The 20475-nt window shown below is 68.1% G+C and carries 17 protein-coding genes, 1 tRNA gene and 1 pseudogene; 2 read left to right on the forward strand and 17 right to left on the reverse strand.

Annotated elements, in window-relative coordinates:
- Positions 1-270, forward strand: a pseudogene (locus HMPREF1008_RS10680) (hypothetical protein); the annotation flags it as partial.
- 168 nt (positions 271-438) lie between these two features.
- Here the strand turns inward: HMPREF1008_RS10680 and HMPREF1008_RS08040 are convergent.
- The 6 genes from HMPREF1008_RS08040 to HMPREF1008_RS08065 form a co-directional block, all read right to left on the reverse strand.
- Positions 439-1254, reverse strand: coding sequence for an energy-coupling factor ABC transporter ATP-binding protein (locus HMPREF1008_RS08040; protein ID WP_009279365.1), 816 nt, complete (start codon positions 1252-1254; stop codon positions 439-441).
- Entirely contained in the window at positions 1251-2108 is an 858-nt protein-coding gene (locus HMPREF1008_RS08045) for an energy-coupling factor ABC transporter ATP-binding protein (protein ID WP_009279366.1), read from the reverse strand. The genes HMPREF1008_RS08040 and HMPREF1008_RS08045 overlap by 4 nt, the downstream gene beginning before the upstream one ends.
- Positions 2096-2890 carry an energy-coupling factor transporter transmembrane protein EcfT gene (locus HMPREF1008_RS08050; protein WP_009279367.1) on the reverse strand — a complete coding sequence of 265 codons (795 nt, stop codon included), beginning with the start codon at positions 2888-2890 and terminating at the stop codon, positions 2096-2098. The genes HMPREF1008_RS08045 and HMPREF1008_RS08050 overlap by 13 nt, the downstream gene beginning before the upstream one ends.
- A 79-nt stretch (positions 2891-2969) precedes the next feature.
- Positions 2970-3569, reverse strand: coding sequence for an ECF transporter S component (locus HMPREF1008_RS08055; protein ID WP_009279368.1), 600 nt, complete (start codon positions 3567-3569; stop codon positions 2970-2972).
- Between the two features lie 82 nt (positions 3570-3651).
- Positions 3652-4446 (reverse strand): nucleoside phosphorylase, encoded by a 795-nt coding sequence (locus HMPREF1008_RS08060; RefSeq protein WP_009279369.1) that lies wholly within the window; start codon positions 4444-4446, stop codon positions 3652-3654.
- A 16-nt stretch (positions 4447-4462) separates the two neighbouring features.
- Positions 4463-6217, reverse strand: coding sequence for a phospho-sugar mutase (locus HMPREF1008_RS08065; protein ID WP_232202855.1), 1755 nt, complete (start codon positions 6215-6217; stop codon positions 4463-4465).
- Positions 6218-6533: 316 nt separating this feature from the next.
- Here HMPREF1008_RS08065 and HMPREF1008_RS08070 point away from each other — a divergent pair.
- Positions 6534-6609: transfer RNA gene (locus tag HMPREF1008_RS08070), tRNA-Ala, on the forward strand.
- Positions 6610-6812: 203 nt separating this feature from the next.
- On the opposite strand, the gene HMPREF1008_RS08075 is transcribed toward HMPREF1008_RS08070, so the two are convergent.
- The 11 genes from HMPREF1008_RS08075 to HMPREF1008_RS08125 form a co-directional block, all read right to left on the reverse strand.
- Positions 6813-7667, reverse strand: a complete 855-nt coding sequence (locus tag HMPREF1008_RS08075) for a zinc-binding dehydrogenase (RefSeq protein WP_009279371.1) — start codon at positions 7665-7667, stop codon at positions 6813-6815.
- Between the two features lie 424 nt (positions 7668-8091).
- Positions 8092-9477: an RNA polymerase sigma factor RpoD gene (gene rpoD, locus HMPREF1008_RS08080; protein WP_009279372.1), complete on the reverse strand. Its 1386-nt coding sequence runs from the start codon at positions 9475-9477 to the stop codon at positions 8092-8094.
- Positions 9478-9519: 42 nt separating this feature from the next.
- Positions 9520-11424 (reverse strand): DNA primase, encoded by a 1905-nt coding sequence (gene dnaG / locus HMPREF1008_RS08085; protein ID WP_009279373.1) that lies wholly within the window; start codon positions 11422-11424, stop codon positions 9520-9522.
- Positions 11421-12521, reverse strand: a complete 1101-nt coding sequence (locus tag HMPREF1008_RS08090) for a riboflavin kinase (RefSeq protein ID WP_009279374.1) — start codon at positions 12519-12521, stop codon at positions 11421-11423. Before HMPREF1008_RS08090 ends, dnaG begins: the two co-directional genes overlap by 4 nt.
- Positions 12518-13447, reverse strand: coding sequence for a tRNA pseudouridine(55) synthase TruB (gene truB, locus HMPREF1008_RS08095; protein WP_009279375.1), 930 nt, complete (start codon positions 13445-13447; stop codon positions 12518-12520). Before truB ends, HMPREF1008_RS08090 begins: the two co-directional genes overlap by 4 nt.
- Positions 13444-14478 carry a bifunctional oligoribonuclease/PAP phosphatase NrnA gene (locus tag HMPREF1008_RS08100; protein ID WP_009279376.1) on the reverse strand — a complete coding sequence of 345 codons (1035 nt, stop codon included), beginning with the start codon at positions 14476-14478 and terminating at the stop codon, positions 13444-13446. Before HMPREF1008_RS08100 ends, truB begins: the two co-directional genes overlap by 4 nt.
- A gap of 7 nt (positions 14479-14485) precedes the next feature.
- Positions 14486-14908: a 30S ribosome-binding factor RbfA gene (rbfA, locus tag HMPREF1008_RS08105; protein ID WP_009279377.1), complete on the reverse strand. Its 423-nt coding sequence runs from the start codon at positions 14906-14908 to the stop codon at positions 14486-14488.
- 3 nt (positions 14909-14911) lie between these two features.
- Complete coding sequence (gene infB, locus HMPREF1008_RS08110) at positions 14912-17533, reverse strand: translation initiation factor IF-2 (RefSeq protein WP_009279378.1); 2622 nt, start codon at positions 17531-17533, stop codon at positions 14912-14914.
- Positions 17534-17581: 48 nt separating this feature from the next.
- Positions 17582-18832: a transcription termination factor NusA gene (nusA, locus tag HMPREF1008_RS08115; protein WP_009279379.1), complete on the reverse strand. Its 1251-nt coding sequence runs from the start codon at positions 18830-18832 to the stop codon at positions 17582-17584.
- Positions 18833-18857: 25 nt separating this feature from the next.
- Positions 18858-19337: a ribosome maturation factor RimP gene (gene rimP, locus HMPREF1008_RS08120; protein WP_009279380.1), complete on the reverse strand. Its 480-nt coding sequence runs from the start codon at positions 19335-19337 to the stop codon at positions 18858-18860.
- Positions 19338-19511: 174 nt separating this feature from the next.
- Positions 19512-20414, reverse strand: coding sequence for a selenium metabolism-associated LysR family transcriptional regulator (locus tag HMPREF1008_RS08125; protein ID WP_009279381.1), 903 nt, complete (start codon positions 20412-20414; stop codon positions 19512-19514).
- Between the last annotated feature and the right edge of the window lie 61 nt (positions 20415-20475).

Here is a 20475-nt window from a genome sequence, read left to right on the forward strand (position 1 = left end):
CGTGGGGGCTTCGACCGCGAGCGCCACGACGACCGCCGCGGCGGCTTTGGACGCGGGCGAGACGAACGCGGCAGCAGGGACGAGCGCCCCAGCCGCGGGCCCAAGGGCTTCGGCCCCCAGAACACGAGCCGAGGCTACGGCTATCAGAGCTCCGACCGCAAGGGCGGCTACGGTCACGGCCGCGACGAGCGCGGAGGGCGCGGGGGCTTCGACCGCGGGGGCCGGGACGACCGCCGCGGCGGCTACGGCAAGGGACGCGACCGCGACTAGGTCCCCAGCCCGCAAGTCAAACGTCCCTGACGCCCTGGTGTCCGGACAGGCAAGACGAGACCCCTCCAAGGCAACCAAGCCATGGAGGGGCCTCCTGTTGTTCGCGCGCCATCGAGCATGGCGCGCATGACCCAGACGCAGCAACCTCTCCCCTGTCGCGCGTCTCCTCTAGGCGTGGGACCCGTGCTGGGATCTGTAGAAGTCAACGAATTCCTGTGGCGAGAGGAACAGCTCCTCGTAGCCCAGGGCATGGCAGAGCTGCGCCGTGGTGGGCTGCTCCAGCCGCGCGCGCTCGAGGACGTCCCGCTGCGAGAACACAGAGCGTGGGTCCGCGTCGAGGAGGACCTCGCCGTGCGCCATGGCGATGACGCGCTCGAAGGTCTGCGCCGCGAAGTCCATGTCGTGGAGGATTGATATGACGACCTTCCCCTGGCACGACAGGTCTCGCACGATCCGGGCGAGACGCTCCTTGCCGTCATGGTCCTGCGCAATGGTCGGCTCGTCGAAGATGACCACGTCGGTGTCCATGGCGAGGATGGCCGCGATGGACACCATCTTGCGATCCGAGAGCCCCAAGTCGTAGGGGTTCACAGCCTCGTGGCCAGAGAGCCCGACCAGCTCGAGAGCGGCGAGCGCTGAGGCCCGCGCCTCGCCCTCGCCCATGCCGATCTGGAGCGGCCCGAACATGACCTCGTCCAGCACGTTGTTCTTGAAGATCTGGTCGTTAGGATTCTGGAAGACAAGGCCGACGTGGCGCGCGAGCTCCGGGACGGAGGATCCGGCGATGTCGCGGCCGTCAAGCAGTATGCTCCCCGAGCTAGGCCTGAGCAGGCCCTTCAGGAGCTTCACGAAGGTCGTCTTCCCGGCGCCGTTCTGACCCACCAGGGCGCAGGAGCGCCCGTCGAGCGAGAAGTCGAGGCCCTTCAGGACCTCGGGACCCTTGGCATAGGAGAAGTGCAGGTCCCTGACGTCGATCTTGCTCATCGGACCTCACCGCCCCTTCCGCCTGCACCAAGCAGGCTGCGCGTCTCCTCGAGCGTGACCGGGTAGAGCCCGTCTGCGGAACGCACGCCGAGCTGCCGGCAGATCTGGGTGTAGGTCGGCGCGACGACGCCGTGCTCCGCGAGGTCGTCGCGCGAGAAGATAGCGCGGGGCGTGTCCATCGCCACGAGTCTGCCCTCGTCCAAGAGCATCACTCGGTCGCTGTACGCCGCAATCTTCTCAATCTTGTGCTCGACCATGACGATGGTCTTGCCCTGGGCGCGCAGGACGTCCACCGCGCGGAACACGTCCTCAGATCCCTGGGGGTCGAGCTGCGAGGTGGGCTCGTCCATCACGATGACCTCGGGTTCCATGACGATGATCCCCGCAAGGGCCATGCGCTGCATCTGGCCACCCGAGAGGTCGAAGGGAGCACGGTCCTTGTACTGGGCGATGTCCAGCAGCTCCATGGCCGCGTCGATGCGGCGGCGCATCTCCTTGGGAGGAACCCCGAAGTTCTCGAGCCCGAAGGCGATCTCCTCGTACACGGTGAGCTTCGATCCCGTCACCTGGTTGAAGGGGTTCTGGAACACGAGGCCCACCTTGCGGCAGAGCTCGTCCACGCTCGACTCCCGCACGTTCTGGCCGTCGATGGTCACGGAGCCTCCGTAGGCGCCGTGGTAGAAGTTGGGGACCAGCCCGAGCAACGCTTGCGTGAACGTCGACTTTCCCGCGCCGTTTCTGCCGATGACGCCCACGAACTCGCCGCGCTCTATCTGGCAGCTCACATCGTCCAGCGCGAGTCTCTTCGCGTCAGGGTAGCGATACTTCAGGTTTCGCACCTCTATCTGGGCCACGAGACCACCCCCGCGATTCTCAGGACGAAGAATGCGACGCCGAGCGTGAGGAGGGCCAGGAGGGCGATCCGCACCGGACGGTCGGCAGAGCTTGGTACGAACTCGTCCAGGAAGGTCTTGCGCTCGTGCGAGTTGAAGCCGCGCACCTCGAGGGCGATGGACCGCTCGCGCGTGTCGGTGAACGAGCTCATGATCACGGGAGAGATGAGGGGGAGAAACGCCCTCACCCTCGTCCCCAGGCTTCCCTCGGTTTGCATGCCCCGGCTGCGCTGGGCGTCCGTGATGGTCGACGTGTGCTCCGTCATCTGCGGGATTATCTGGAAGAGCGAGACGAAGACGTAGCCCAGGCGTGGCGAGATGCCCCGTCTCACCATGGACTGCATCATGTCGGAGGGTTTCGTGGCGAGCACGAAAACGCAGAAGGCGAAGATAATGTTGAAGACGTTGAGGACGATTCCCAGGGAGTAGTCGAATCCCTCCCGGCGTGCCACCAGGGGCCCGATGCGGAAGAGCTCGGTGTAGGCGCCGCCGCGGAAGAAGGTCTGGACGATCACGACAGTGAGGAGGACGAAGCCCGACACCGCGATGATGGGCCTTGACTTCGTCAGGATCTTGGAGCCCGCCAGGAGCGCAATGCTCAGGAGCATGATCGCCAGCTGTGGCACCGTCCCGCCCACGAGGGCAGGAAATGCGATGGCGACGACCACGTAGAGAAGCTTCGTCTCGGGCGAGAGTCCATTGAGGAAGGAGTGCTTCTCCTCGAACAGGCTGATGCTTTTCATGGTCACGGTTTCGATAGGGGTCCCGGCTGGGAACCAAGGGAACGGGGGCTCCCCGGGGGTTCCCGGGGAACGGGAGGCGTTAGTCCAGGGACTCGTCCTTCGCCTGGTAGAGCGAGATGAGGCTCTTGGGCAGCACCTTGTAGATGCCGGCGGTGATGAAGAGCACCACGATCTTGTCGGGCAGGTCAACGATGATCTCGTCGACGGCGGAGGCGAGGAAGCCCTGCGAGCCCATGGCTGCGAATGCCGCGTCGCCCCAGACGTTGCCCGTGGAGCCTCCCCAGAAGGCCATGTTGAGCGGCGTCGAGATGCAGACCGCTACGAGGCCGGCGACGAGGCCGGCGACGAGGATGCCGGGCGCCTTGCGCATGTGACCGTACCAGGCCATGAGGCCCACGGCGATGCCGATACCCGCCTGGGTGAGCCCGTACACTGTAGAGATCGGGTCCATGGTGAGGCCATAGATCACGTTGGTCAGGAAGCCCGAGAGCGCCCCCACCACGGGCCCGGCCATGCAGGCCGAAAGGCAGGTGCCGATCGAGTCGAGCCACAGCGGCAGCTTGAGCATGCTCGCGAAGAGCTTTCCGACGTAATTGATGCCGATGGCCGCGGGGATGAGCACGAGCGACGCGGTGTTCAGCTTGAGCGACCAGGGACTTCCCTCTCTCTTGCTTGACATGGAACTTGCTCCTTTCGTATGCCAGATTCTGTCGGACGGGGCGAGGCGCCCCTCCGAATGAGCCGATTGCCCGATGCGGCCGCTACTCCCCCGCCTTGCGGTAGTGCTCGAGGCGCACGACCGTCTCGAGCGCGAGCGTAATCTCGTTCCTCTCGCCTTGGGCCGCCTTGTCCTCCGCGCCGGTGTAGGCGTTGATCTCGCTCGCGAGGTCGCCCTCGTAGAGCGAGACGACGTTCAGGATGGAGCCGCACCGAACCCTGCGCAGGCGTCCGATGGTGAAGAGCGCCGAGGTCTCCATGTCGGCTCCGAGCACGCCACGGTCGTGCCAGTAGCGGTCTATGTCCTCCTCGCGGTCGGTGTAGAAGCTGTCGTGGCTCCTCCCCAGCCCGACGTGGAACGGGAGGCCAAGTTCGCGGGCCGTCTGGACCTCAGCCATGAGTACATCGGTGTCGGGGACGGCAGGGTAGTTCTCGCCCACGTACGCCCTCGAGGCGCCGTCGTCACGCACCACGCCGCTCAGCACGACGAGGTCGCCCATGCCCACCTCGGGCTGGAGGGCGCCGCAGGATCCGATGCGGATCATGCATTCGACGCCGACGTTGTGGAGCTCCTCGACGGCTATCCCCGTGGAGGCGCCGCCCATGCCAGTCGAGACGCACATGACGCGTACGCCCCGATAGCTGCCCACGATGCTCTTCATCTCCCGGTTGAACGCAATGTCCTGTACGTCGTCGAGGAACTCGCGCATGCGGTCCACGCGCGCCCAGTCTCCGGGCAGGATCGCGTAGCGGGCCGCGTCCTTCCTCGTGCACCTCACGTGCGGCTGCGGCTGCCCCTGTGGGCGCTGCCCCTCTCGTGGCTGCAGTTCGTCTCCCATGACCTCGTCCCCTTCCCTAGGCGCCAAGGAGCTGGCGCGTCGCCGCCTCGAGCTCGTCGAGGGCTCGGGTCGACTCATCCCGACTGCCAGCGATCCCGAAGAGATAACACTTGAGCTTCGGCTCGGTCCCAGATGGCCTCACCATGACCTTGCACCCGTCGTCGAGCCTCCATTCGAGGACATCGGACGCAGGCAGCGTCTGCGATCGGTCGTCCCCCGGACCTCCCAGCTGCGGAAGGGGTTGGGGGTGGAGGTAGTCGACGGTGCGGGTCACCCCGCGCCCGGCGATGTCCCGAGGCGCGCCCTCGCGTAAGGCCCGCATCTTGGACGCCATGAGCGTGGCCCCCTCGGCGCCGGGGTACTGGAGGTTAAGTGTGCGGTTCAGGTGGAAGCCGTGCCGCTCGTACAGGACGTCCATGGCCTCGACGAGGTCGAGGCCCCCCTTGGCGTACCAGCCCGCCATCTCGACGAGGAGGGTGAGCGCCGTAACGCCGTCCTTGTCCCGCACGTAGGGGCCCGGCAGGTATCCGTAGCTCTCCTCGTATCCCATGAGCCAGCGCTCGGCTCCGCCCTGCCGCTCGAGAACGGCAATCTGGCCGCCGATGTTCTTGAAGCCGGTGAGCGTGCGACGCAGCTGGAAGCCGTGCTCGCGCGCGACGTCGTCCAACATGTCGGATGACACGATGGACGAGACGGCCACCTTGCGTGAGAGGTCGTCTCCCGCCTCCGCACGCGTCCGTGCCATCCAGTCCATGAGGAGGATGCCCACCTCGTCCCCCGTGAGCAGGACGTACCTGCCATCGTGGAGGACGGCGCTGCCCAGGCGGTCCGCATCGGGGTCGGTCGCCACGACGAGGTCGGGATGCAGCTCGTCCGCAAGGGAGAGCGCGAGCTCCAGGGCCTCGCGGAACTCCGGGTTGGGATAGGGGCAGGTCGTGAAGTCGCCATCGGGTTCCACCTGCTCGGGCACGACGGACACGTCGCTCACGCCGATACTCGCGAGCGAGCGTCTCACCAACTCGAGCCCAGTGCCGTTGAGTGGGGTGTAGACGACCCTCGGCGGACGAGCCGGGTCGATCGAGCCAGGGACATGGAGCGCATGCACGCACGCTAGGAAGTCGTCGAGGACCGAGTCGTCGATCCAGCTGACGAGCCCCTGGGCAAGGCAGTCCTCGAAGGGCAGCCTCCTGGGCCCGTCCAGCACGTCAATCCTCCCTATGGCAGTGGCGACCTCCTCTGCGACCTCGCCGGAGATCTGGCAGCCGTCCGACGCGAATACCTTGCAGCCGTTGTACTGGCGCGGGTTGTGGCTCGAGGTGACCATCACTCCGGCGGAGCAGCCCAGGCGCGGTATGGCAAAGGAGAGGGTGGGCACGGGCTCGACCCTGGGGTACATGAGTACCTCGATGCCATTCGCGGCGAAGACCTCTGCGGCGACGCGCTCGAATCGCTCCGAGTTGTTGCGCGTGTCGCGGCAGAGGGCGACGCGCGGACACTTCCCGGGCTCCGCGTTGGCATTGACCCAATCGGCGAGGCCCTGCATCGCCTGCGCGACCACGTGCACGTTCATGCGGTTGGTCCCCACGCCCATGACGCCGCGAATACCTGCGGTGCCAAAGGAGAGGGATCGATAGAAGGCATCGAAGAGCTCGTCCTCATGGCCTGGCGCGAGGAGCGCGCGTAGTTCCCCCAGCAGCTCTGGGTCGCGCTCCCTCGCCTCCCAGTCGAGCACCCGTCTCATGAGCTCGTCGCTGAGCATGTCGCCCCTCATCCCCCTGCCCCACGGCGACCAACCGAGCAATCGCCATGACATACTGTTGCGTCTGTGCATAAAATCCGGCAACTCATGAAACATAGTAGTGTCCTCGTGTTGTGACGAGGAAAAAATGTGTCGACGGTAGCGTTGGCCTGCATGAGCGGCACCGGGACGTGGCGAACGCCACCACGGCCTCCGCCACGTCAGCCATCAGAGCGCCCATCGGTGCGATTGTCATCCAGACGCTTTTTCGGGGTTCAACAAAATTTGTCAAAAAAGTCCTTGACCGACCTTCTCCCTTTGCTAATATAGCTACTGCACCAACGCGAACGGGGAATTAGCTCAGTTGGGAGAGCGCGTGACTGGCAGTCACGAGGTCAGGGGTTCGAACCCCCTATTCTCCACCATGTAGACTCGGAGCCAGGACTCAGGTCCTGGCTCTTTTGCTATCTCTGCGCCCAGGCGCGCATGCGGACCCGCCCCACCACAGGCCGCCTCCCGCACATGCCCCTCCCGTTACAGAAAGGGGCCCGGAACCCCCGAACGGACGGGTCCCGAGCCCCACGTCGTTATCGGCATCACGGCCTGGAGCCATGACCTCGTGGCAAGACTACGAGATTCTGAGCACCGCCTTGATGATCTTGCCGTCGTGCGAGTCCCGCAGGGCCTGGTCTATGTCCTTGAAGTCGTAGAACGAGAGGATGCGGTCGATCGGGAAGCGACCCTCCTTGTACCACTTGACCATCTGGGGGATGAACTGCTTGGGGTTGGACTCTCCCTCGCAGGTACCCCTCATGGTGCGCATGGGCATCATGATGTCAGTGCCGACCTCGAAGTGCTCGAGGGAGCCCGCGGCCGCCACGAGCAGGAAGGTGCCATGGAACTTGAGGCCCCGGATGGCATTGAGCATCATGTTGCCGTTTCCGGAGGTGTCCACGCTGATGTCGGCGCCACGACCGGTGATGCGACGGATCTCTCCCGCAATGTCCTCCACCTCGCGACGATTGATGGTGTGCGTGGCTCCCAGTTCGCGAGCGAGCTCGAGGCTCTTTGGATTGCCTCCCACGGCGATGATGGTCTTGCAGCCCACGACGGCAGCTCCCATGATGGCGCTCATGCCTACGGCGCCACAGCCAAAGACCGCGACCTGCGAGCTGGGATCGGCCTGCCCGGCGTTGATGACCGCGCCGGCGCCCGTCTGGACGCCACACCCCAAGGGTGCGACGAGCCCCAGGTCAATGTCATCGTCCACCTTGGCCACCGACGCAGCAGCGGCCACAGAGTGGGTGGCAAAGGAGGACTGGCCGAAGAACATGCTCACGTCCCTGCCGTCCTGGTGCAGGCGGGTGGTGCCGTCGGTCGCCGCCACGCCACCGAAGTTGATGGGGTTGAAGTTCTCGCAATAGTAGGGCTCCCCGTGCTTGCAGGCGTCGCAGCTGTTGTCGAAGGCGTAGGTGATGCCCACGTGGTCGCCGGGCTAAGGGTCGGCACGATGCCGCAGGCGCATCCGTACGCCCGCGCGCGGTGCCCGTCACCCATTATGAGCGAACGCAGCCCCCGTGCTCCCCTGGCGCCCCTCTCCCCCGTCATCGACCCCCTGGCGTCCCGCCGGCGTTGCGCCGCCGCCCTGCCGGCATTCCACCATCGTTCTCTATGCCGTTCCGCCGTCGTTCTCTATGCCGTTCTCTGAAGTCGGCCGTGCAAACGCCCAGTTGGCGAGGCTATCGATTCAGCAAGTTGCATAGAGAACGAGAACGCGGGGGAAGGGTGGGAGAAGGGCAGAGGGCGAAGCGGAGGCAGGGTGCATAGAGAACGCGGGAGCGGAGACGCCAGAAAAAGGCCCCCGCACTCGGCGGGGGCCAGGTCGTTCTCCGTGGGCGAGAGGAGCCTCAGTCCTCCATGTAGTCCTTGAGCCTGCCCGAACGGGAGGGATGCCGGAGCTTCGCCAGGGTCTTGCTCTCTATCTGGCGGATCCTCTCGCGCGTGACGCCAAACTCGCGGCCCACCTCCTCGAGGGTGCGGGGATGCCCGTCCTCGAGGCCGAAGCGGAACTTGATGACCTTGCGCTCGCGGTCGGCCAGGCTGTCCAGCACCTGCTCGAGCTGCTCGCGGAGCATCGAGTCGCTTGCCGCCTCGGGGGGCGCCACGGCGCTGGAGTCCTCGATGAAGTCGCCCAGCTGGGAGTCCTCCTCCTCGCCGATGGGCGTCTCGAGCGAGACGGGCTCCTGGCTGATCTTCTGGATCTCCCTCACGCGGTCGGCGGTGATGCCCATCTCCTCGCCGATCTCCTCGGGGGTCGGGTCGCGACCGAGGTCCTGGAGCAGCTGCCTCTGCACGCGAACGAGCTTGTTGATGGTCTCGACCATGTGCACGGGGATGCGGATGGTGCGTGCTTGGTCGGCGATGGCACGGGTGATGGCCTGACGAATCCACCAGGTGGCATAGGTGGAGAACTTGAAGCCCTTGGTGTAGTCGAACTTCTCCACCGCGCGGATGAGGCCCAGGTTGCCTTCCTGGATCAGGTCGAGGAACAGCATGCCGCGACCCACGTAGCGCTTGGCGATGGAGACGGTCAGGCGCAGGTTGGCGCTGATGAGCGCCTGCTTGGCCTCGAGGCCCACCTGCTCGATGCGCATGAGGCGGCGCATCTCGGCGCGGGTGAGCTCTATCTCCCCGTTGTCCGCAGCCTCGAGCTTCTGCGAGGCCTCGGTGCCAGCCTCAATCTTCATGGCGAGGTTGACCTCCTCCGAGGCGGTCAGCAGGTCGACCTTGCCGATCTCCTTGAGGTACATGCGCACGGGGTCGCCCGTGAGCATGACTGTCGAGCTGTCCGTGCGGCGGGCGCGGGCGCGGGACGAGCGCTTGCGGGGCTTGCTCTTGGGGGCGGAGCGCAGGACCTCGTTGGCAGCGCGGGCCTCAGCGCGAGCCTCCTTGATGCCGCTGTCCTCGTCCTCCTCCTCGTCCTCCTCTAGCTCGTCGTCCTCCTCTAGCTCGTCGTCCTCCTCGAGCTCGTCCAGGTCCTCCTCGTCGTCGGAGTCGCCCTTGGGTCTGGCGGCATCGCCGTCGCTCGTGATTTGGACGCCCTTGGCGCGCACCGCGTCATAGAGGTCCGAGAGCTCGTCGTCGTCGTCGTCCACGTCGAGCTCCCCGATGGCCACCTGGACGTCGTCCTCGGTCACCGACTTGGAGCCAGAGGCCTGCTTGACGAGCCTCTCGACGACCCCCTGGAGCTCGTCGGTGAGGTTGGGAGCGGTGCTGTTCTTCTTGTTTGCCACTGGTTTCCTTTCCACGCAAGGGCGTAGGGAATGGTACCCAATTTACGAACTCACTAACGACGAGATGCGCCTTCCTAGCTCGCCGATGCGCTTTTGCACGTCGGTCGCCCGCCTGAAGAGCTCCTGTGAGGACTCGTCGGGCAGCGAGGAGGCGCTCCTGAGGCGCGCCTTCATGGACCTGACGGCCCGCCTGCAGCTCCAGAGCTCGACCACGTCCAGGAGGAAGGACGCCTGGTCGGAGGCGCTTATGCCAGACACCAGCTGGAGCCTGCCTCCCGCCAGGAGCCGTGGGGCGTCGGCGACCATGGAGCTCGCGGCCGCCACCACCTCGGCGGGCGTCGCGCCCTCGGGCGTGGCGAGCATGGCCCAGGCCATGGACTCGTGGCGGGCATCGACCCACGAGAAGGAGGCGATGCGGTCGGCGTCGGGCCGTATCGCCTCGATGTCCTTCGCCATGAGCGAGAGGAGCTCCCGTTCGGCCGTGGCCTGCATGCGCTCGTCGCTCGAGAGCGCCGCGAGCGCGATGGGCGCGCCGACCTCGGAAGGCCCGTCGTAGCCGGCGTACGCCTCCGCGGGCAGGTACCCGCCTGCCGAGGACGGGGCAGCGCCCGCCGTCGTGGGGACGCGCGTGCCGGCGCCGCCCGCGTCCTGGTTGCGCTTGCGCTGCGCCTGGCGATGGACGTGGCGCTTCGTCTCGTCCACGCTCGTCCCCAGGAGGTCGGCCAGCTGGGTCGCATAGCCGTCGAGGAGGATGGAGCCGTCCAGCGGGGCGAGAAGCGCCGCCATCTGGTCGAGCGCCGCCACGCGCCGGCCCGGCACGCTCAGGTCCACGCCGGCGAGGCGCTTCTCGAACACGAAGTCCATGAGGGGACGCGACTCGGCGATGCGCGCGCGAAGCTCGTCGGCCCCATGCGCGCCCAGGTACTCCGCAGGGTCCTGCCCGCCGGGAAGCACCACGCACCTCAGCTCCACCGACGTCTTGTCGATGTACTGGATCGCCCTCTCGGCCGCGCGCTGCCCGGCCTCGTCGCCGTCGAACATGCAGACGACCCGGGACTTGGCAAAGCGCTCGATCATGCGCACGTGGTCGAGGGTGAGGGCGGTGCCCAGGGCGGCGACGGCGTTGGTGATCCCCGCCTCGTGCATGGCGATGACGTCGGTGTAGCCCTCGCAGACGATCGCCTCGCCGCTCGCCACCATGGCCTCCTTGGCGCGATGGAAGGCGAAGAGGTGCTTGCCCTTGTGGAAGACGCGGGTCTCCTTGGTGTTGAGGTACTTGGGCTTGGCGTCCGTGAGCACCCGGCCGCCGAATCCGATGGTGCGCCCCTGCTCGTCGTGGATGGGAAACATCACGCGGTCGAAGAAGCGGTCGCGCGGGCCGCCCCTCCCGTCCAGCGCGAGGTCGCAGGCGAGCATCTCCTGGGGGGAGAAGCCCTTGGAGCGCAGATGGGAGACGAGCTGGCCGTGCCCGGGGGCGTACCCCAGCCCCCAGCGCCGGCAGACGGCCGATCCGAAGCCGCGCCCCGCGAGGTAGGCGCGACCGGCGGCCGGCCCCTCTCCCCTGCCCCTCATGAGCAGGGTCGAGTAGAATCCCTCGGCGGCGGCGAGGCAGTCGATGAGCCGGTTGCGCTTGGGGCCACTGGGACCGGCGGTCCTCTCCTCGCTGAGCTCGATGCCGGCGCGGTCGGCAAGGTAGCGGATGGAGTCCGGGAAGTCCAGGCTCTCGCGCTTCATCACGTAGGCGAAGAGGTCGCCGCCCTCGCCGCAGCCGAAGCACTTCCAGAGGCCCGTGGAGGGGTTCACGTGGAAGGACGGGCTCTTCTCGTGATGGAAGGGGCAGCAGCCCCAGAAGTCGGCGCCGCGGCGGCGGAGCTCCACCGTCTCTCCCACCAGCTGCAGGATGTCGGTCGCCTGGCGCACGCGCTCCTTGTCCTCGTCGGTGATCACGCCCACACCCCCTCGAGGTCGGCGGCCCCTCCCAGCGTCACGGCGCGATCGCCAAAGTTGGCGCGCACCCAAGCTATGTTGCCCATGACGACCCGCTCGAGCTCCTCGAGGGAGTCGAAGGGGCGGGAGTCCCTGAGCCAGCGGCCGAACGAGACGTGGACCCTCCGGCCATAGAGGTCGCCGGAGAAGCCCAGGAGGTTCGCCTCCAGGAAGGGACGGTCCGCCTCGGAGAAGCTCGGAGGCGCCCCCACGTTGATCGCGGCGGGCCACGAGCGTCCCCGCGCGCTCACGAAGCCCGCATAGACGCCCTGGTCGGGCGCGCAGGCCTCCAGGGGGAAGCTGACGTTTGCCGTGGGGAAGCCGAAAGCGGTCCCCTCTCCCCTCCCGTGGACCACCACGCCGGACACGAAGTGCAGCCGGCCCAGGAGCCCTGCGGCGTCCTCGACGCGACCCCCTCGGACGAGCCCGCGCACGCGCGTGGCCGAGATGTGCTCGCCACCCGAGCGGGCGAGCTCGTGGCAGTGGGCGCGCATGCCGAGCGGGGCGGCGACGGCGGCGAGCTCCGCAGGGCCGCCCTTGGCCCCCCTGCCAAAGCGGAAGTTGCTCCCCACGTGCATGGAGACGGGACGCAGGGGTCCTTCGAGCGCGGCGGAGAGGAACGCGTCGTACGGCGTCGCGGCGAGCCTGGGGGTGAAGTCGAGCAGGAGCACGGCGTCCGCCCCCGCGAGGAGCAGGCCACGCACGCGGTCCATGGGTTCCAGGAGCCGAGACGAGGGGCGAGGCCCCGCAAGGAGCTCGGCCGGGTCGGGGTCGAATGCGACGGCCACGCAGGCGAGCCCGAGCTCGTCGGCCTCGCGGCGGACATGCGAGAGGAGCTCCCGGTGACCTCGGTGGACGCCGTCGAAGGCGCCGATGCAGGCCACGCAGGGGAGGGGGGTCCCGACGTCCATCCCGGCGCGTAGGAAGAGCCTGCCGCCCGGGACCGCGCGCACGGTCGGGGCAGGACGTCCGTCCAGGAGGAGGGAGTCCCTGACGAGCGTCGCGGCGTCGTCCCCGGCGAGGGGCAGCGGATACCCGAGCAGGCTTGGGGCGCTCATCGTGCCACCCCGTCTATGCCCTGGGGGAAGTTGCTCCCGCAGCGGAGCCATCCGCCCGACCGCTCCCAGACTCCCAGGAGCCTGCCGTCGTGCACGAGGCAGCAGGACTGGCCGTCAGCCACGTCGCCGCCGGAGGCACGGAGGCGGCGGCCGCAGACGACGACGTCGAGCTCGTCCGCGGCAAGCTCGCGCACGGGCAGGCCCAGCGCGCGGCAGGGGTCGAGCCGCAGGTCGGCGAGGCCGGCAGAGCCAAGCTCCTCGAGGAGCTCCAGGCCCGCGCAATCGACGAGGCCCACGTTGCCCGCGCTCGTGCGGCGCAGGCCCGAGAGGTGCGCGGCGCTCCCGAGCGCGGCGCCGAGGTCGCGCGCGATGCTCCTGATGTAGGTGCCCTTGGACACCTCGAAGAGGCAGTGCCAGGTGAGCGGACCCTCGGAGCCGATGCCAAGGAGCTCGGCGCGCATGATGCGGACGTGGCGCGCCTCGAGCTCGAGGGGGCTCCCGGCCCGGGCCGCCTCGTAGGCGCGCCTGCCCCCCACCGAGATGGCGGAGAAGGCCGGGGGGAGCTGGTCGTGCTCCCCCACCAGGGACGCGAGGGCACGCGCCGCCCCATCGGGGTCGCGCAGCCGGTCGGGGACCTCCGCCACGCGCACGACCCGGCCCTCGGCGTCGTCGGTGTCGGTCTGGCTGCCAAACTCGACCCATGCCTCGTATGACTTGGAGTCGGCCGAGAGGAGGCCGAGGAGGCGCGTCGCCTGCCCGATGCCCACGACGAGGACGCCCGTCGCCGCGGGGTCCAACGTGCCGGCATGGCCCACGCGCCTCTCGCCCACCGCGCGACGCACCCTGCCCACCACGTCATGGCTCGAGAGCCCCTGGGGCTTGTCGACGGCCACGAGGCAGTTGATCCCGCTCTGGCCGCGCCTCACTGGACCCCACGCCCGCCTTCGCTCGCGACAGGCGAGAAGAGGGCGACCAGGCGGGGAAGAGCGGCAGAGAGGACCTCGTCGAGGTCCGACTCGATGGTGAAGCCCGCGGCCGCGCGATGCCCCCCGCCGCCCAGCTCGCGGGCGATGCCCGAGATGTCGAGGTCGGACTTGCTGCGAAGGTTGCCCCTCACCCTGCCGTCGGGGAGCTCCTTGAGGAAGAGCGCCACCTCGGACCCCGCGACGCTGCGGACGACGTCGATGAGGCCGTCGCACTCGTCCGGGCTGGCCCCCGTGCGCTCGAGGTCGGCCGCGGTGGCGTAGCTGTAGGCCACCTTGCCCTCGGCAAAGGTGGTAATGCGCCCCATCACCGCGGACTTGAGGTGTAGGAAGGGCAGGCTGTAGTTCTGGTACACGTTGAGGGAGACCTCCGAGGGGGAGGCCCCTGCGTCCACCAGGAGCGACGCCACCGAGAATGCCTCGGCGTCAGCGTTCTGGTATTGGAAGCGACCGGTGTCGGTGGAGAGGGCGCAGAAGAGGCACTGGGCCATCTGCGGTGTGATCCGGACCCCCAGGTGGAGGGCGAACTCGGCGACGATGACGCCCGCCGCGGCAGCGTCGGGGCGAATCAGGGCGAGGTCGGTGTACGGCTCCTCGCAGGGATGGTGGTCCATTATCGCGCTCCGGCGGGCCCGCCTCATGACCGCCTCGCCGTCGTGCAGGCGCGCGACGTCAGAGAGGTCCACGCTCACGAAGAGGTCAGGCACCCCGTCGTAGTCCGCCGCATGGACGAGCGTGTCCACGAAGGGCAGGAAGTCATAGAGCCTGGGAATGGGCTCGGGGTCCGCCAGGAGGGAGACGACCTCCTTCTCGGGCCACTTCGCCCTCAGGGCCGCGGCAAGCGCCAGGCCTGAGCCCAGGGCGTCGCCGTCCGGGTTGGTGTGCGCACAGATGGCGATGGAGCCAGCCGCCTCCATCGCCACGGCGATGGAGGCGAACCTCTCCTCTTGTTCGGGATTGGGTCTGATGTCCACGGGCTGGCTACTCCCCCTCGCCGTCCCCGGAGGGCGCGTCGCCCGCGGAAGACCCCACGGGATAGCCCTCCTCGTCCTTCTCCACCGAGAGCGTGCTGGGCACGTTCTCGAGGGCGCGTGCGATGAGCTCGGCCTCGTCGGCGGTCGTGTCGATCTGGAAGATGAGCTCGGGGGTGACGCGCCAGCCCAGGGCATGGCCCAGGAGGCTGCGAACGCGGCCCCTGGCCCGCCCGAGCGCGGCGAGCACCTTGTCGTAGCTCTCCTTGTCGCAGCTCACGTAGGCCTTGAGCACCGACTTGTCGACCGAGACCTCCACGCTGGTGAGGGTCACCAGCGCGAGATCGGGGTCGGAGACCTCGAAGAGGAGGATGCTCGCGAGCTTCTCGCGCGCGATCTTGTTGACGCGACGCGAATTCTGGTTCTGCTTCATCTTCTACTCCGTACGGGCGACTTCTTCGATGCGGTAGGTCTCGATGATGTCGCCGACGTGGATGTCCTGGAAGTTCTCGAGGCCCACGCCGCACTCGAAGCCGGCCTTGACCGACTTGACGTCGTCCTTGTAGCGGCGCAGGGACGCGAGCTTGCCCTCGTAGACCACGATGCCGTCGCGGACGAGGCGGCACTTGTCGTCGCGCGAGACCTCGCCCTCCTGGACCATGCAGCCGGCGGCGATGCCGACCTTGGGGACCTTGAAGGTGTTGCGGACCTCGATCGAGGCGGTCTGGACCTCCTGCTCGGTGGGCTTGAGCATGCCGATGCGCGCGGCGTCGATCTCTTCGATGGCCTTGTAGATGACGCTGTAGGTGCGGATCTCGACGCCCTGCTGCTCGGCGGCAACCCTGGCCTTCGCCTCGGGACGAACGCCGAAGCCGATGATGATGGCGTTGGAGGCGTCTGCCAGGGTGACGTCGGTCTCGGTGATGGCACCGACGGCAGAGTGGATCACGTTGATACGAACCTCGCTCTGGTCCATCTTGCCCAGCGAGTCGACGAGCGCTTCGATGGAGCCCTGGACGTCGGCCTTGATGATGAGGTTGAGCTCCTTGACCTCGGAGTCCTCCATGGTGGAGAAGAGGTTCTCGAGCGTCACGTGCTTGACCTTGTTCTGCTCCTCGATGCGGGCCTTCAGCGAGCGCTCGTCGGCCAGGGCCCGTGCGTCGCGCTCGTCCTGGAAGACGCGGAACTCGTCGCCCGCCATGGGCACGCTCTGGAGGCCGAGCACCTCGACGGGGTCGGAGGGACGGGCCTCGGTGACGCTGTTGCCGCGAGGGTCGACCATGGCGCGAATCTTGCCGAAGGACATGCCCGCGACGATGGCATCGCCCACGTGGAGGGTGCCGCGGCTGATGAGCAGCGTGGCGACCGAGCCGCGACCGCGGTCCAGCTTGGCCTCGAGGACGTTGCCCGAGGCGAAGGTGTCGGGGTTGGCCTTGAGCTCGAGCACGTCGGCCTCGAGCAGGACGGACTCCAGGAGGGTGTCTATGCCCTGCTTCTTCTTGGCCGAGATGTCGACGAACATGTTCTGTCCGCCCCACTCCTCGGGAATGACGCCGTACTCGGTGAGCTCCTGGCGCACGCGGGTGGGGTCGGCGCCCGGCTTGTCGATCTTGTTGACGGCCACGATGATGGGCACGTTGGCGGCCTTGGCGTGGTTGATCGACTCGATGGTCTGGGGCATGACGCCGTCATCGGCGGCGACGATCAGGATGACGATGTCCGTCACCTTGGCACCGCGGGCGCGCATTGCCGTGAAGGTCTCATGGCCGGGGGTGTCGATGAAGGTGATCACGCGGTCGTTGATCCTGACCTGCGACGCGCCGATGGCCTGGGTGATGCCACCCGCCTCGCCCTCGGCGACGCCGGTGTGGCGGATCGCGTCGAGCAGCGACGTCTTGCCGTGGTCGACGTGGCCCATGACGGTTACCACGGGCGGCCTGCCCTTGAGGGTGGACGGGTCGTCGTAGAAGGTGAAGGAGTTCTCCTCCTCCTTGCTCATGACCTTGACGTCGCGGCCCAGGTCGTCGGCGACCAGCTCGATGAGCTCGTCCGACATGGACTCGGTGACGGTGAGGGGGGTGCCCAGGAGGAAGAGCCTCTTGATGATGTCGTTGGCGGCGATGCCCAGGAGCTCGGCGAGCTCGGCCACCGTGGAGCCCTGGGGCACCTTGACCGTGTCGAGCTGCGAGAGGTCCTGGTCGTTCTCGATGGCCTCCTGTATGCGCTGCTCCTCGGCCGCGGCCTGCTGCTGCTGCTTCCTGCGCTCCTTGCGCTTCTTGCGCCTGCCGGTGGACTGGCGGGCCTCCTCGATGGCCTCGCGGGCCTCGACGATGACGTGGCTCGAGCGCGTGAACTCCTCGGCCTCGCGGGCCATGCGGCTGTAGCGGTCCTCCTCCTGGCCCCTGCGCCCGCCCTTGCGGCCCTTGCCACGACCGCGGGAGTCGGCGGAGTCGGCGGCAGTGGCCGGCGCCCCGTCTCGCTGCGGGGCGGGGCCACGGCGACCCGGGCGGGCAGCGGACTCGCGCCTCTGCCCGCGCGACTCCTCCTTCTTCTTGGCGGCCTCCTCGGCCTGCTGCTTGAGCACCTGCTCCTGCTGGGCGATCTGGTCAAGGAGGCTGGTGAAGGAGGGCGCCATCTTGGGCGCGGTGTCCTTCACGCGGTTGCGCTCGGCCTCCTCGGCCTTCCTGCGCTCCTCCTCGGCACGCTCCTCCTCGGCCTTCTTGCGGGCTGCCTCGGCGGCGGCGCGCTTGCGCTCCTCCTCGGCGCGCTCGCGCTCGCGACGGGCCTCCGCCTCCAGGCGCTCCCTCTCGGCCTTCTCGGCCTCGATGCGCTCCTGCTCCGCCTTGGCCTCCTCCTCGGCCTTGCGCTGCGCCTCGATCTCGGCGGCGCGGGCCTCGAGGATGGGCTTGAGCTTCTTGCGGACGATCGAGACGTAGGCGTCCTCGAGCGTCGACGAGGGGGACTTTGCGGGGATCTTCATGTCCTGGAGGTGACCGAGCATCTCCTTGCTCGACATGCCGTATTCCTTTGCCAGGTCATGCACGCGGGTCTTTGCCATGTAACCAACCTTCTTACGTACGTTTGGGCGGACGGGGTGGGTGACCTCTTAGATCAGGGAGTCCGGGTCGTCAGAGACCGAGGCGTCCGAGAGCTCCTGGAGCTTCTCGTGGATGCCGCAGAAGCGGGAGCCGGGACGGGCCATGTTGCGGCACTGGATGCCCGTGGGTCCCACGTACTCGCAGCGGTGGCTCCCCTCCTCCGCCAGGATGTCGACGTCGTCGTGGGGCAGCTCGCGCATGACGTCGGCGGCAAGCGACTCGTTCTTGATGTCGATGTGCATGCCGGTGAGGCGGGCGGCCAGGCGGGCGTTCTGGCCCTCCTTGCCGATCGCCAGCGAGAGCTGGTCGTCGGGCACGATGACGGTGGCGTAGTTGTTGTCGTCGTCCACGATCACGCGCGAGACGCGGGCGGGCGAGAGGGCATTGGCGACGCACTTGGCGGGGTCGTCGCTCCAGAGGACGACGTCCACGCGCTCGCCGCGCAGCTCCGAGACCACGGTGCGCACGCGACTGCCCTTGGGGCCGACGCAGGCGCCGACGGGGTCGAGGCGGTCGTCCATGGACGAGACGGCCACCTTGGACCTCACGCCCGGCTCGCGCGCGACGGAGCGCACCTCGACGATGCCGTCATAGACCTCGGGCACCTCGAGCTCGAAGAGGCGGCGCAGGAGGTCCGGGTGCGTGCGCGAGACCACGATGGAGGGGCGCTGGCGCTCGGAGCGGATCGGGGGCTGCGAGCTGTTGGGGTCGCGCACGTCCACGATGATGGCGCGGATGCGCTGGTTGTGGCTGTAGCGCTCCCCCTGCGGACGCTCGTTGCGCTCGTCGGGGAAGCGACGCTGGTCGAAGTAGGGCAGCTCCGCCTCGACGCCCTCGCGGATCTTGATGAAGGCGAAGTCGGGCGTGGTCTGCAGCACCGTGCCGGTGATGATGTCGCCGATGCGGTGCGAGAACTCCTCGAAGATCTGCTGGCGCGCGGAGTTGCGCACGATGTCCATGATCTCGCTCTTGGCGTGCTGGGCGGCGATGCGGGAGGCGTCCTTGGGGGTCACGTCCTCCTCGTCGAACTCGGTGTACTCGCCCGTCTCCTCGTCCATCGAGTCGTCGCGGGGGATGAGCTTGTAGACGTAGACCTTGCCGGTGGCGCGGTCGATGGTGACGCGCGCGCCCCAGTCGAGGTGCAGGACCTCGGTGTAGCTCTTGGCCAGCGACTGCTCGAGGCGGTCGATCAGGTAGAGCTCGTCGATGTGCTTCTCCTGGCAGAGCGCCATCAGCGCTTCCATCATCTCGGATGCCATGCTGCTTCCTCTCCTTGCCCCGGCGCTACGCCCGGTCGAAGTTTGGCTTGATCTTGCAGGACTTGATCTGGTCGAGCTCGAAGGCGAGCTCCTCTCCCTCGCACTCGACGCGCACGAGGGAGCCCTCGATGCCCAGGAGGCGCCCGGCGAAGCGGCGCCTCCCCTCCGTGGCGGCGGTGGTCAGCGAGACGTCCTCGCCCGCGAAGCGCTCGAAGTCGCGCGCGCGGCGCAGGGGGCGCGAGAGGCCGGGGGACGAGACCTCGAGGGTGTAGGAGCCCTCGATGGGGTCGAAGGCGTCGAGGGCCTCGTTGATCCAGCCGCTCTGGGCCGCCACTTCGTCGAGCGAGATCGTGGGGAGCCCCTCGTCCGCATGGTCGATGCGCACGCGGACCGTGGGAGCCTTGGCGGACCCCACGACCTCCACGTCCACGACGTCGATGCCATGGGGGGCCGCGGCCTCCTCCAACGCGGCGACCAGCCGCTTCTCAAGGTCAGTCGATGCCACCCTGTCTCCTTCCCGCCCTGCGGCGTCCCTGCATACCAAAAGGAAGCGGGGCAAAGACGCTGCCCCACTTCCTCGAACGTTCACGATTAAGCTCTGCACACTATAGCACGCCGGCGACGGGACGGGAGCGACGAGGCGGACCCACACGTTTGCTGCACGTGGCGGCGACCCGCGTCATTCCCCCGCGAGGCGCTGCCGCAGGAAGTCCCTGAACGCCCGGGTTGGCTCGTCGAGCGCGGAGTTCCTGCGCCAGGCGACGTAGAGGGAGCGTCGCGAGGCCTGGCAGGGCAGCTCGAACTGCAGGAGCCTGCCCGCCTCCACCCCCGCCCTGGCCGCGCGGGACGACATCACCGTCACGCCGAGGCCCGCCTCGACGAGCTGGCGGATGGTCTCCTGGTCGTTGGTGCGCGCGACGACGTCGAGCCCCTCGCCCGCAAGCCCCAGCTCCTCCAGGATCCTGTCCATGGTGGAGCGGCTCCCGCTGCCCTCGCCCCTCAGGACGGTCCGCTCGCGCAGCAGCAGCTCGCGCACGGCCTCGGCCCCAGCCCCCGCGAGCGCGCGGAAGCGGTCCTCGGCGGGGGTGACGAGCACCATGTCATCGGCACAGAGAGGCACGCACTCGAGCGAGGGCTCGTCTGCGGGAAGCCCCGTGAGTCCCAGGTCGAAGCTGCCCTCGGCGAGACCCGAGACGACCTCGCGGCTGTCGTGCTGGAAGATCCTGAAGCGCGCGCCAGGCCAGGCACTGGTGAAGGCGGACAGCGCGTCGGGCAGGACGTAGGCCGAGGGGACGGAGGAGCTTCCCAGGTAGATGGCATTGCGCTCGCGGCTGCGCGCGTCCTCGAGCAGGCGGTCGCGCAGGGCGAGCATCGAGCTCGCCTGCTCGAAGACTCTGGCCCCCTGGAGCGTGAGCTCGACGCGACGGGCGCCCCTCAGCACGAGCGTGGTTCCCAGCTCCTCCTCGAGCGCCCTCAGGTGGGTCGAGATCGTGGGCTGGGACACGCCCAGGACCTCCGCCGCCCTCGTGAAGCTCTCGCAGCGCACGACGCTCACGAAGGACTGCAGCTGCCTCAGGTCCATGCCAGGTCCACCAATCGTGACGGGGGCGGCGGGGCGGCGCCCCTCGCCTGCCCCATCGGAA

Origin of the sequence: Olsenella sp. oral taxon 809 str. F0356 (assembly GCF_000233535.1) — a bacterium.
GTDB classification, from domain to species: domain Bacteria; phylum Actinomycetota; class Coriobacteriia; order Coriobacteriales; family Atopobiaceae; genus Olsenella_I; species Olsenella_I phocaeensis.